We start from the raw sequence: 12,360 nt of genomic DNA on the forward strand, positions 1-12,360 counted from the left end.
GCGGCGCACGGTGCGCCGACCGCCCGCTATTTTACACGAGCCACGCCGCGCCCGTCCCACGTCAACATGCCTTTACAGAGTCAATACGCGCGGCTGTCGGGGGCGCTGACGTGGGTACTATCATTACTTCACGGTTGTTGTCAGGAGGTCGTGGTTTGCTTGGGAGCAAGAGGAACGCCAAGAAGGACGCGGGCCAGAGGGACGCTGGTCAGGAGGGCCAGAAGCGCGTGAGGCGCCGGGCCCTCGGGCGGCGCGTGGTGCGCGTTGGGTCTCGCGTGCTGGCGGTGGCGGCCGTTGTCGGCGTGGTGGCCGCAAACGTGGCCATGGCCCTCATGGGAGACACCGTCGAGTCCTACCTGGGCGGCGACAAGATCGAGGTCACCTCGGAGGAGAAGGACGCCACCATGCAGGCCGGCGCCCAGCTTGCCCAGCGCATAGAGGGCGAGGGTCTGGTCCTTCTCAAGAACGACGACGAGGCCCTGCCCCTTCCCGAGGGCTGCACCCAGGTCAACGTCTTTGGCTGGGCCTCCACGCAGTGGGTGGCCTCCGGCTCCGGCTCCGGCCAGGTCTCGGGCCAGACCACGGACCTGCTGGACGCCCTCAGCGAGGCGGGCGTCTCGTACAACACGCAGCTTGCGGACATGTACCGTAGCTTCTGCGGCGAGCGCCCGTACAAGAGCGCGGGCGCCCTCTCAAGCCGCGCTTCGGAGTTCTGCCGCCTGTACGAGCCCTCCATCTACGACAAGAGCTGCTACTCCGACGACCTCCTGTCCAACGCGCGGAAGTACTCCGACACGGCGCTGGTGGTCATCTCGCGCACGGCGGGCGAGAGCATCGACTGCCCGCGCGCCCAGTACAAGGTGGACGCCCGCGGCGGCGTGGTGGACATCGACGTCACCCGCAGCTACCTGGAGCTCTCCCAGGAGGAAGAGGACCTGCTGCGCTACGTGGGCAAGAACTACGAGCACGTGGTGGTCCTGGTCAACTCGACAAACGCCATGGAGCTGGGCGAGCTCGAGACCACGCCCGGCGTTGACGCCGCGCTCCTGGTGGGCTGCACGGGTGGCGAGGGCACGCGGGCCGTGGTGGACGCGCTCTGGGGGCGCACCAATCCCTCCGGTCGCACGACCGACACGTACGCATACGACCTCTCCACGGCCGCGAGCTGGGCAAACTCCGGCGCCATGGGCGAGGGCATCTACACCAACGGCCAGGGCCTCTACCCCGCCGACGGCACCATGAACGCCAACGTGGGCGTCTCGGAGCCCTATGACGCCGTGCGCTTCTGCGACTACGCCGAGGGCATCTACGTGGGCTACCGCTGGTACGAGACAGCCGACGCCGAGGGATTCTGGGATGGTGTGAGCAACCAGTACGGCCAGGGCTACGACGGCGTGGTCCAGTACCCGTTTGGCTACGGCCTGAGCTACACCAGCTTCAAGTGGGAGGTCACGGGCCGCTCCCCTGGGCAGGGAACCACCGTCGGCCGCAAGACCGACTTCAGCATCCGCGTGAAGGTCACCAACACCGGTGACGCGGCCGGTCGCGACGTGGTCCAGCTCTACTGCACCCCTCCCTACAGCAAGGGCGGCATCGAGAAGAGCGCGGCGGTCCTGGTGGCCTACGAGAAGACCCGCCTGCTCAAGCCCGGCGAGACCCAGGAGATCTCGCTCTCGTTCTCCATGGACGACGTGGCCTCCTATGACTTCGACGACGCCGATGGGGACGGCTTCACCGGCTACGAGCTGGAGCGCGGCGAGTACATGGTGGAGCTTCGCAGGGACGCGCACACGGTTGCCGACTGCGAGTTTGCCAGCACCATGCTGTGGATTCCGCGCACCATCCAGTGCCCCGACGACATCAAGACCGGCGCCGCGGTGCAGAACCGCTTCACGGGAGACTCCGCCTGGGACGGCGTCTCCATCGACGGCTCCAACTCCGGCGCGGGCATCACGTGGCTCAGCCGCACGGACTTTGCGGGCACCTTCCCGCGCCGTGGTGACGCGGACCGCGAGATGGCGGGCAACGTCGCGGCGCTCAACCTCTACGCGGACGGCCAGGCCCTTGTCGAGGCGCTCTCCGCGGAGCCGGACGCCTCGGTCAAGACCGAGTACCCGCTGACCACCACGTCCAGCGAGAGCCACCTGCTCTCCGACGACGGCGAGCTCACGGAGCTTGGCCGCCAGCTGGGCCTGAGCTACTCCGACGAGGCTTGGGACGACCTTCTCGACCAGGTCTCCATTGCCGACATGGAGCGCATCGTGCTCCACGGCTACATCTCCACGGGAAAGATCGACGGCATTGGCAAGCCGCGCACCAAGGAGGTGGACGGTCCCTCGCAGGTGGGCTCGTTCAACCAGCTGAGCACCGGCGTGGCCTACCCGGGCGCCACTGTTCTGGCGCAGACCTGGAGCAAGGAGCTGGCGCGCGAGTACGGCCGCCAGGTGGGCCTTGAGTGCGCGACCATCGGCGTGGACGGCTGGTACGCGCCGAGCGTGAACGTCCACCGCACGCCGCTGGGCGGCCGCAACTACGAGTATTACTCCGAGGACCCGCTGGTCTCCGGCGCCATGGCGTCGCAGGTGGTGGCGGGCTCTAAGGAGGCCGGCACCTATTGCTTCGTCAAGCACCTCGTGGCAAACAGCCAGGACACCTACCGTGACTCCCTCTACGAGTGGATGACCGAGCAGACCCTGCGCGAGGTCTACCTGCCTGCCTTCCGCATGCTGGCCCGCAGCGGGGCCACGGGCATCATGACCTCGTACAACCGTCTGGGGGCAACCTGGGCGGGCGGAAACGCCGGCCTCATCACCGACGTGCTGCGCGGCGAGTGGGGCTTTGCCGGAACCGTCATCACCGACTACGCCGACCACCACGCCTACATGAACGCAGACCAGATGCTGCGTGCGGGCGGAGACCTCTTCATGGACGGTGTCTTCCGCAACGGCGCCTTTGAGTTTGGCTACACGCAGAGCGAACTCTCGTCTGCCGCGGCGGCGGGCGGGGAGGAGGCCACGGACGCCATGACGTTTGCGGCCAACCTGCGGCGGGCCACCAAGGACGTGCTCTACACGTGGCTGAACGCGCGCGCCACCAACCTGACCTACAACCAGGAGGCCGCGCTGGACGGCTCTGCTCAGCTCACACGCCCCGTCAAGATCCCGGGCGTGCAGTACGTGAGCGTTGCCCTTGCCTGGGCCGACCTCGTCTGCGCCGTCGCCGTCATCAGGTGGGCCCACCGAACCTGGCTCCGCCACCGCAGCCGCCAGGCCGGAGCTGGCGAGAAGAACCCGGAGCGGTAGGCGCTAGGAGGCCGGCTGCTCCGTCGGGTCTGTGATGGCCTCCGCGCCGGCTTGGGCCTTTGCGGCCTTGCGGGCTTCTCGGCGCGCACGGAAGAAGGCGCGGAGCTGGCTTGCGGCCTCGTCGGCAAGGATGCCGGGCGTGACCTCAAACTCGTGGTTGAGCCGCGGGTCATGGCTGACGTCGTAGAGGGTGCCCAGGGCGCCGCCCTTGGGGTCTGCGGCGCCAAAGACGCAGCGGTCTATGCGGGCGTTGACCATGAGGCCGGCGCACATGAGGCAGGGCTCCAGCGTGACGTAGACGGTGCAGCCGGAGAGCCGCCAGCGGCCAAGGACGCGCGAGGCCTCCACCATTGCGCTGAACTCCGCGTGGGCCGAAGGGTCAAGGTCCAGCTCACGGCGGTTGTGGGCGCGCGCGACCACCTGGCCGTCGCAGACCACCACGGCGCCGATGGGCACCTCGCCCTCGGCCGCGGCGGCGTCCGCCTCGGCGAGCGCCAGGCGCATGTACTTCTCGTCGTCGGACATGTGTTGGGCTCCTCGGGTCTCTTGGGGTTCAAACGCGCTTCCATGGGGTACGATAGTACCGCTCAAACCACGGAGGAGTGGCAGAGTGGTTGAATGCAGCGGTCTTGAAAACCGTCGAGCGGTAACCCCGTTCCGAGGGTTCGAATCCCTCCTCCTCCGCCATAGAGCCCCTGTTGCCGGGCCATTGGGCTCACGGGCCGTGGCCGCCCCTAAGGAGGACCACCATGATTGTCGGAATCGTTATTGTCGCCCTGGTCGTAGTCCTGTTCTTCATCTGGGTGAGCATCAACAACGGCATCGTCCAGAAGAACAACAAGTGCGACGCCGCCTGGCAGACCATTGACGCGCAGCTCCAGCGCAGGAACGACCTCATCCCCAACCTGGTCGAGACTGTCAAGGGCTATGCCGCCCACGAGTCTGGCACCCTCGAGGCCGTGACCGCCGCCCGCAACGCCGTGGCTACCGCCACCACGCCCGAGGCCAAGATGGAGGCCTCCGGTCAGCTGACTCAGGCGCTGCGCGGGCTTCTGGCCGTCTCCGAGGCCTACCCTGACCTCAAGGCCAACGCCAACTTCTCTCAGCTGCAGGCCGACCTCACCGACACCGAGAACAAGATCAGCTACGCCCGCATGAGCTACAACGACATGGTCCTTGACTACAACGACGCCATCCAGACCTTCCCGGGCACGCTCGTGGCCGGCAGCAAGTACAAGCCGCGCACCGGCTTCACCGTGGAGGACCCGGCCGTCCGCCAGGCCCCGCAGGTCAAGTTCTAGGGGCTTTTGGCCGGGCCGGTTGCCTGGGCTTATCGCCTTAAACGAGGGGCGCGTCGGTCACTGCGACCGGCGCGCCCTTTTTGCTGCCGGCCGTGAATGCCTGGCGTAGCAAAACAGCCGTTCAGTGAACGCCTCAATTGAAGACAGGCGTTCACTGAACGGCTGAACTGAAGCCTCAGGCGTTCACGCCCGCGGCAATCTGCATCACCGCGGCGAGAAGCCCTTCTCGCCGGCGCCCTTACGCCAGGACGAGGGAGCCCACAAAGACCAGCGCGGCCATGGCGATGGCGAAGCCGAAGGCGTACTTGGCGATCTTGCCCAGGATCTCTCCGTCCTTGCCCACCAGGCCGCAGGCGGCGCAGCCGATGGCGATGTTCTGCGGGCTCAGCATCTTGCCGGCGCTGATTCCCAGGGAGTTTGCGGCCACGAGCCAGGTGCTGTCGGCGCCGATGGAGCTGGCGGCCTGAAGTTGCACGTTGCCAAAGAGCACCTCGCTGGAGGTGCCGGAGCCGGTGACGAAGGTGCCCAGGGCGCCCAACAGCGGGGCCACCACGGGGTAGGCCGCGCCGAGCGTGCCCACGAAGAACGCGGCTATGCTGACGATCATTCCGGAGTAGCCCATGATCTTTGCGCAGGCCAGGACGCCAAGCATAGTGACGACGGTCTTGCTCATCTGCTTGCAGGTGTCGCGGAAGACCTGGAGCATCTCGGGCGCGGGGCACTTCTGGATGACGCCGCCCACAATGCCGCAGAGCATGATGAGCACGCCCGGGGTGTTGATCCAGGTGAAGGTCAGCGTGGCCGTGGGGTCGCCGGCATAGATGTTGACCGTGCTGGCAATGCTGGAGAGCGGCCCGTTGATGAACGGGAAGAGCTTGCTGGTCAGGAGCAGCACCACAAAGATGAGGATAAACGGGCTCCAGGCGCGCACGTCCTCAGTCACGGTCTCGTTGATGCCGTCGTCGGAGAGGCTGGCGCGCAGGCAGTACTCCTCGGGCGCCTGGGCGCCCTTCTGGAAGAGCGCGAAGGCAAAGGTGATGACCAGGGAGCACACGGCGGCCACCACGTCGGTGAGGGCGGGGCCGATGAAGTGCGCGGCCGCGATCTCGGGCAGCGCGAAGGAGAGGCCGGCCACCAGCGTGACGGGCCAGGCGCCCTTGAGGGCGCGGGTGCCGCCGCCCACCAGCATCACGATGAGGATGGGGCAGGCGATGACGAACGGGAAGACCTGCAGCGCCTGGGTGGTGGAGAGCTGGATGGCGTCGATGCCCGTGATGGAGGCCAGGGTGGTGGTGGGGATGCCGATGGAGCCGAACATGGTGGGCACGCCGTTGGCGATGAGGCAGGCCAGGATGGCCGTCACCGGCTGGATGCCCAGCGCCACCAGCATGCTGGCCGGAATGGCCACGGCGGTGCCGAAGCCCGCCATGCCCTCCAGGAAGGCGCCAAAGCACCAGGCAATGAGTAGCGTGAGGACGCGCTTGTCGCTTGAGACGGAGCACAGCATGTGCTTGATGGTCTCCATGGCGCCGGTGTGCACCGTGAGGTTGTAGGTAAAGACCGCGGCGATGATGACGATGACGATGGGCCAGATGGCCATGGCAAAGCCCTCGAGCGCGGCGGTGGCCACGTTGACGGCGCTCATCTGCCAGCCGAGCAGGGCGCAGGCAACGGCCACCACCAGGGCGCCGACGCTGGCCTTGTAGGCCTCCATGTGCAGGCCGCACAGGGCAACGACGAGCCAGATGATGGGCAGAAGGGCAAGGACGAACATTCCCAGCAGTTCGAGCATGGCGACTCCCGAGGGCGTTGGAGTGTGCAGAAGGGGTGACGCTTGGCGAGAAACCCGCCGTTCACCGATGGTATCACGCCGTCTGTCGCTTATCCGTCTTGTGTCGCGTATAAGAAACAGGCGAGAAGGGCCGGCCTTCTCGCCTGACGTTGTGCCGCTAGACCACCTGGAAGGTGAGGAAGTCCAGATAGTGGGTCTCGGGTGCGCCCCAGAGGATGGGGTGGTCCGGCGCCTGCTGACGCTCCTCGATCTGCTTGAGCTGCACGTTTGCCTGGTGGGCGGCGTCGGCGATTGCGCGCTTGAGCAGCTCGGTGGTCATGAAGTGGCTGCAGCTGCACGTGGCTAGGTAGCCGCCGCGCGGGAGCAGCCTCATGGCCGCGTAGTTAATCTCGCGGTAGCCCTTGCTGGCGTGCTCCACGGTGCCGCGGCTCTTGGTGAAGGCCGGCGGGTCGAGCACGATGAGGTCGAAGGGGCCGCCCTCCTCGCGCAGGCGCTTGCGGTCGCGCGCCAGCTCGGGCAGGTACTCAAGAACGTTTGCGCAGGTGAAGTCCATGGTTGCCTCAAGGCCGTTCAGACGGGCGTTGGCGGCGGCCAGGTCTATGGCCGTCTGGCTCACGTCCACGCAGCGGACGAACTCCGCCCCGCCCGCAGCCGCGTTGAGGCCGAAGGGTCCCACGTGGCAGAAGCAGTCCAGCATGCGACGGCCGCCGGCCAGCTCGCGCACGGCACGGCGGTTGTACTTCTGGTCAAGGAAGAAGCCGGTCTTCTGGCTGTTCTCTATGTCCAGGCCAAACTTGAGGCCGTTCTCAACCACCATGATGCGCGGGGTCTCGGGCACCTCGGCGCCCTGGCCCTCCCACCAGCCCTTGTACTGGTCGAGGCCCTCCTTGGCGCGGGACGGGGAGTCGTTGCGCTCGTAGATGGCGCGGACGTCCTGGCCGTCCTCCCGCAGCGTCTTGAGCAGCAGCGGGTAGATGACGGGGCGCAGCAGCTCCATGCCGACGGTGCCCACCTGTGTGACCAGTACGTGCTCGTAGCGGTCCACGATGAGGCCGGGCATGCCGTCCGCCTCGGAGAAGAGCACACGGCAGCAGTTGGTGTCCGGCTCGCAGCCGGGCAGCGCGCGACCGCCCATGGCCACGCGGCGGTGCTGCCAGGCCCAGGCCACGCGACGCGCCCAGAAGGCCTCGTCAATGCGGTCGTTTGCGTTTCTCGTCACCATGCGCACGCGGATCTTGCTGTTCTGCGAGATGAGGCCCGCGCCCTGCCAGGTGCCGTTCTCCTCAAAGACGTCCACCACGCCGCCGTTAGCGAGGGGCGTGCCGTCCGCGGCCGGCTTCGCGCGCACGACCTCGCCCTCAAAGACCCACGGGTGGCCGGCCTTGAGCGAGCGGGCCGCCTTTCTGCTGATGACGACCTGGGGATACGGACGCGCCTGCTTCACGATGTGACTCTCCTTTGGGCTCTTTAGTAGTGCCTGCCGTAGCGGCCGCCGCTGATGCCGCGTCCACGGGCGCGCGACCCGCTGAACATGGTGCGGCTGGGCTTCTTGGTTGAGCGGCCCTCCTGCGGCACGATGCGCCCGGCGTCGTAGGAGAACCCAGGCAGGTCCCACACGGGGACGAGCTTCTTGGTGAAGTACTCGATCTCCCTCAGCGGGCTGATCTCGTCGGGAGCCACGAAGGTGTAGGCGTGGCCGGTGGCGCCGGCGCGGCCCGTGCGGCCGATGCGGTGCACGTAGTCCTCCGGGTCCATGGGCACGTCGAAGTTGACGACCGCGTCCACGCCCGCCACGTCGATGCCGCGACTCATGACGTCGGTGGCCACGAGCACCTGGACCTTGCCCTCGCGGAAGCGCTCCAATGCGCGGGCGCGGGCCTGCTGTGGGCGGTCTGCATGCATGACATCGACCTTGACCTGGGCGTTCTTGAGCATGGCGCTCACATCGTCCACGCGGTGCTTGGTGCGGCAGAAGACCAGCACGCGCTCGGGTCGCTGGCCGGAGGCGCCGCCGGTGTCCAGCAGCGCGCGCAGCAGCTCGGGCTTCTGCGCCTGGGTCACGGGGCAGAGGTGCTCCTCCACGGTGTCGGCCGTCTCGCCCACGCGGGAAATCTCCACCACGGCAGGCTCGTGCAGCATGGCATCGATGGTGCTCTTGATGGAGGGCGGAATGGTTGCCGAGAAGAGCAGCGTCTGGTGCTGCTCCGGCAGCGCGTGCATGATGCGGCGCACGGAGGGCCAGAAGCCCATGTCCAGCATGCGGTCGGCCTCGTCCAGGACGAGGACCTCCACGCCGGCCAGGCTCACGTGGTTGTGCTCCATGAGGTCAAGCAGACGGCCGGGGGTGGCGACCAGCAGGTCGCAGCCCTTCTCCAGCGCGGCGATCTGCTTGTCGAACTTGGCGCCGCCCATGACGATGACGGCGCGCTGCCCGGTCTTCTGGCAGACGACCTTCACTACGTCGTCAATCTGCGCGGCAAGCTCGCGCGTGGGGGTCACCACCAGCGCGTGGGGGCCGCGGCCGGACTTGTCGGCAATGCGCTGTAGCGTGGGCAGGGCAAATGCGGCGGTCTTGCCCGTTCCGGTCTGGGCGGAGGCAACGACGTCCCTGCCCGCCAGGATCTCGGGGATGGCGCCGGCCTGCACCGGCGTCGGCATGGAGAAGCCAAGGGCGTCGACCCCGGCCAGAATCTGCTCGTTTAGCCCGAGCTCGGCAAATGAAGTAGTCATAGCTGCAAGTATCCAACAAATCCGCAGCTCCTGCACGCGAGAAGGGCTTCTCGTCGTGCGAAAGAGAAAAAGGGACAGTCCCTATTTCTCATTCGCGGTCCGACAGCACGCCCGGGCGGCTCGCTATACTAGGAAGGCTGTAACTCGAAGCCGGCGGAGGACCGACCGGCGCATCGGGCGGCGGCGTGGTCCCATTTGCCTCGCCCGCGGCCCCGGAAAGGTACCCCGCACCATGCCCATCAACATCCCCGACGGACTCCCCGCCAAGCAGATCCTGCACCAGGAGCGCATCTTTGCCCTGGAGGAGGAGGTCGCCGAGACCCAGCAGATCCGCCCGCTTCGCGTCGCCATCCTGAACCTCATGCCCAAGAAGGTGGAGACCGAGACCCAGATCCTGCGCCTCATCTCAAAGTCCCCGCTGCAGGTGAGCTGCGACTTCATGCGCGTCTCCAGCCACGAGTCCACGCACGTCTCGGCCGACCACCTGGTGAAGTTCTACGACACCTTCGAGTCCTTCCAGGACAAGTATTACGACGGCCTCATCATCACCGGCGCCCCCGTGGAGCACATGGCCTTTGAGGACGTGGACTACTGGGACGAGTTCTGCAAGATCGTGGACTGGAGCCAGACGCACGTCTTCTCCACCATGTACCTGTGCTGGGGCGCGCTCGGCGCCCTGTGGCACCTGTACCAGATTCCCAAGCGCCCGCTGGGTGCCAAGCTCTTTGGAGTCTTCCAGCAGAAGCTCTGCGACGAGTACAACTTCCTCACCAACGGCTTTGACGAGGTGCACTACATGCCGCACTCCCGTCATGCCGCCATCGACACCACCGAGCTGGCCAAGCACCCCGAGCTGCACGTGCTTTCCGAGGGCTTCACCAGTGGCCCGGCCATCCTGGCCACGCGCGACTTCCACGAGGTCTACGTGACCGGCCACTTTGAGTACGGCCGCGACACCCTGGCCGACGAGTTCTGGCGCGACTTCCACAAGGGTCTGCCCATCCGCGTGCCCGAGAACTACTTCCCCGAGGACGACCCCGAGAAGCAGCCGCTCTTCACCTGGCGCGCGCACGCCAACCTGCTCTACCGCAACTGGCTCAACTGGATCTACCAGATGACGCCCTATGAGGTGGAGAAGATCCCGGAGGCCATCGCCGACCTGCGCGGCCGCGCCAACGGCCTCGTGGACAAGTTCTAGGGACTCAGGCATCAACTCCACCGTGGTCTACGACATCTTTGCTGGCAAGAGCCGCCCGCGCGGGAACCACGCCATCATGCTGGCGTTTGGCCTGCGCTGCGACCTGCGCCAGACCCAGCGGCTGCTCCGCCTGGCCGACGTCGCGGAGCTGTGGTGCAAGCAGCGCCGCGACGCGATTCTGATCTGGTGCATAGAGAACGGCCTCACCCGTGCGGAGGCCGATGACGAGCTCTTCCGCCTTGGCGAGAAGACCCTGCTGGGCACTGACCAGCTGGGCTAGCCCTCTTGCCTATTCAGCTGCCAACTGAGGAATCCCGCTGGTAAGGTGACTACGATTCAGGATTGGCCGCACGGCGGCCCGGAGTCACGCTGGATGGGGGAGAGCTTGAACGACGCTCAGGTCATGCATGCCATGGCGCTTGACGGCATGTACCACGTCCAGCGCGTGCTGGCCCGGGGTGCAGGAGAGCTCACCGAGCTGGTGACCATCGAGGACGCCGGGCCCTTCGTGCGCAAGAAGATCCCGGGCGAGATGGCCCGTCGCGGCGTCTGGTCCGCGCTGGGCCAGTGCTGCTCTCCGCTGGTGGCTCCAGTTTGCAAAATACGCCTTTCTCTCTAAATTTCGGTTTGCAAAACACAAGAATCAGGGCAAAATTAGGTTTGCAAAATACAGTTTCAAAGCCGTTTTTTGGTTTGCAAAATACAGTTTTGCGAGGTAGATATGCTTAAGCGTAAAGCCTGGGACAAAATGCTCTCGTGGAAGCAGAACCACACTGCACAGGCGCTTCTCGTCGCGGGTGCTCGACAGGTTGGCAAGACGTATCTCATTAGGCAATTTGCGGAGCAGAACTACCGTCATGTTGTTCACTTTGATCTTATTGACCAGAGCGATCTGCGAGATGCGCTCAACCTGGCAAGAAGCTCGCGCGAGTTGTTCCTGACGCTCTCCGCCTATGCGGGCGAGCAAATGGTTCCTGGGGAGACCGTGATATTTATTGACGAGGTTCAAGAGTGCTCGGAAGCTCTGACCCTTGTGAAGTACCTCGTTCAGCGTGAGGGGTTCGACTATATCCTCTCTGGCTCTCTTTTGGGTGTCGAGCTGAGAGACGTCCGCTCGCTGCCGGTCGGCTATCTGCAGATCGTTGATATGTACCCCTTGGATTTTGAGGAATTTTGCTGGGCGAATGGCCTAGGAAAAGAGGCGTGGGAAGAGGCTCGCGCGGCATTCCTGGAGGTGCGTCCCGTCTTCAATGCCGTTCATGAAAGGCTGGTATCCCTATTCCATTGGTATCTTCTGGTGGGGGGGATGCCTCAAGCGGTGTCGGCGTTTGTCGAAGACGAAAACATCGCTCAAGTCCGGGAGCTTCAAAACTCTGTGCTTCGTCTCTATAGATATGACATTTCAAAGCATGCGCCTGAGTCTCGTAGGCTGGCGATAAAGGAGATTTACGACCAAGTGCCGGCGCAGCTCGACTCGCAGTCAAAGAGGTTTAACTTTTCGGCCCTCGCGCCAAGGGGAACATACGAGCGGTATTCTGAGGGCTTCCTTTGGCTTGTCGACGCGGGCGTGACCATTCCGGTGAGGAACGTGTCTGAGCCGAAGCCGCCCCTGCGTCTTTCTGAAGATAGAAGCTTCTTTAAGCTCTTTATGAATGACGTGGGTCTTCTGTCGGCCGCCTGCGGCATGGAGGCGGCAAGAAGCATTCTTGCCGACGACGTGAACATCAATTACGGGTCCATATACGAAAACGCGGTTGCCCAGGAGCTGGTGGCCCATGGACGGGGGGCGCGGTTCTTTAGAAATCGCAAGCAGGGGGAGCTCGACTTTGTGACCGAGGTCTCTGGCAAGGTGGTTCCCGTTGAGGTCAAATCCGGAAAGAGCTACAAGCGGCACAGCGCTCTGACAAATGTCCTTGCAACGGAGAACTATGGAATCGAGAGGGCCATCGTTTTGTGCGAAGACAACGTGAGCAGTGAAGGAAGAATTACGTACTATCCAATCTATATGGTTGCGTTCATTTAGCCGGAAGGACACCC

Annotated in this window: 10 protein-coding genes and 1 tRNA gene; 7 read left to right on the top strand and 4 right to left on the bottom strand. The window is 65.1% G+C overall.

Annotation, left to right across the window (positions count from 1 at the left end):
• Positions 1 to 155 precede the first annotated feature (155 nt).
• Positions 156 to 3,302, top strand: a complete 3,147-nt coding sequence (locus DXV50_RS09005) for a glycoside hydrolase family 3 protein (RefSeq protein WP_117205860.1) — start codon at positions 156 to 158, stop codon at positions 3,300 to 3,302.
• Between the two features lie 3 nt (positions 3,303 to 3,305).
• Here DXV50_RS09005 and tadA read toward each other — a convergent pair whose 3' ends face one another.
• A complete protein-coding gene (gene tadA, locus DXV50_RS09010) occupies positions 3,306 to 3,827 on the bottom strand; it encodes a tRNA adenosine(34) deaminase TadA (protein ID WP_117205861.1) in 522 nt (173 codons plus the stop codon).
• A gap of 71 nt (positions 3,828 to 3,898) precedes the next feature.
• On the opposite strand from tadA, the gene DXV50_RS09015 reads away from it, so the two are divergent.
• Both DXV50_RS09015 and DXV50_RS09020 read left to right on the top strand, forming a co-directional pair.
• Positions 3,899 to 3,989: transfer RNA gene (locus tag DXV50_RS09015), tRNA-Ser, on the top strand.
• A gap of 62 nt (positions 3,990 to 4,051) precedes the next feature.
• The gene (locus DXV50_RS09020) at positions 4,052 to 4,603 is read left to right on the top strand and encodes a LemA family protein (protein ID WP_117205862.1); all 552 of its coding nucleotides are present in this window, start codon (positions 4,052 to 4,054) and stop codon (positions 4,601 to 4,603) included.
• Positions 4,604 to 4,841: 238 nt separating this feature from the next.
• Here DXV50_RS09020 and DXV50_RS09025 read toward each other — a convergent pair whose 3' ends face one another.
• The 3 genes from DXV50_RS09025 to DXV50_RS09035 all read right to left on the bottom strand — a co-directional run bounded on the left by DXV50_RS09025 (position 4,842) and on the right by DXV50_RS09035 (position 9,125).
• Entirely contained in the window at positions 4,842 to 6,395 is a 1,554-nt protein-coding gene (locus DXV50_RS09025; RefSeq protein WP_117205863.1) for an L-lactate permease, read from the bottom strand.
• A 157-nt stretch (positions 6,396 to 6,552) separates the two neighbouring features.
• Positions 6,553 to 7,839, bottom strand: a complete 1,287-nt coding sequence (locus DXV50_RS09030; protein ID WP_117205864.1) for a class I SAM-dependent rRNA methyltransferase — start codon at positions 7,837 to 7,839, stop codon at positions 6,553 to 6,555.
• A 23-nt stretch (positions 7,840 to 7,862) separates the two neighbouring features.
• Entirely contained in the window at positions 7,863 to 9,125 is a 1,263-nt protein-coding gene (locus DXV50_RS09035; protein ID WP_117205865.1) for a DEAD/DEAH box helicase, read from the bottom strand.
• 232 nt (positions 9,126 to 9,357) lie between these two features.
• Here DXV50_RS09035 and DXV50_RS09040 point away from each other — a divergent pair, with 232 nt between their 5' ends.
• From DXV50_RS09040 to DXV50_RS09055, 4 genes are all read left to right on the top strand, one after another.
• The gene (locus DXV50_RS09040; protein WP_117205866.1) at positions 9,358 to 10,323 is read left to right on the top strand and encodes a homoserine O-succinyltransferase; all 966 of its coding nucleotides are present in this window, start codon (positions 9,358 to 9,360) and stop codon (positions 10,321 to 10,323) included.
• A gap of 22 nt (positions 10,324 to 10,345) precedes the next feature.
• Complete coding sequence (locus tag DXV50_RS09045; RefSeq protein ID WP_198666454.1) at positions 10,346 to 10,603, top strand: hypothetical protein; 258 nt, start codon at positions 10,346 to 10,348, stop codon at positions 10,601 to 10,603.
• A 105-nt stretch (positions 10,604 to 10,708) separates the two neighbouring features.
• Positions 10,709 to 10,942 carry a hypothetical protein gene (locus tag DXV50_RS09050; RefSeq protein WP_117205867.1) on the top strand — a complete coding sequence of 78 codons (234 nt, stop codon included), beginning with the start codon at positions 10,709 to 10,711 and terminating at the stop codon, positions 10,940 to 10,942.
• 102 nt (positions 10,943 to 11,044) lie between these two features.
• Positions 11,045 to 12,346, top strand: coding sequence for an ATP-binding protein (locus DXV50_RS09055; protein ID WP_117205868.1), 1,302 nt, complete (start codon positions 11,045 to 11,047; stop codon positions 12,344 to 12,346).
• Positions 12,347 to 12,360 lie beyond the last annotated feature (14 nt).

The organism is Paratractidigestivibacter faecalis (assembly GCF_003416765.1).
In the GTDB taxonomy this organism is placed as follows: domain Bacteria; phylum Actinomycetota; class Coriobacteriia; order Coriobacteriales; family Atopobiaceae; genus Paratractidigestivibacter; species Paratractidigestivibacter faecalis.

Bases quoted from the DNA above. Each gene is read 5' to 3' on its own strand.
- DXV50_RS09020 (WP_117205862.1), top strand. From the start codon at position 4,052: ATGATTGTCGGAATCGTTATTGTCGCCCTGGTCGTAGTCCTGTTCTTC.
- DXV50_RS09025 (WP_117205863.1), bottom strand. From the start codon at position 6,395: ATGCTCGAACTGCTGGGAATGTTCGTCCTTGCCCTTCTGCCCATCATC.
- DXV50_RS09035 (WP_117205865.1), bottom strand. From the start codon at position 9,125: ATGACTACTTCATTTGCCGAGCTCGGGCTAAACGAGCAGATTCTGGCC.
- DXV50_RS09055 (WP_117205868.1), top strand. From the start codon at position 11,045: ATGCTTAAGCGTAAAGCCTGGGACAAAATGCTCTCGTGGAAGCAGAAC.
- DXV50_RS09040 (WP_117205866.1), top strand. From the start codon at position 9,358: ATGCCCATCAACATCCCCGACGGACTCCCCGCCAAGCAGATCCTGCAC.
- tadA (WP_117205861.1), bottom strand. From the start codon at position 3,827: ATGTCCGACGACGAGAAGTACATGCGCCTGGCGCTCGCCGAGGCGGAC.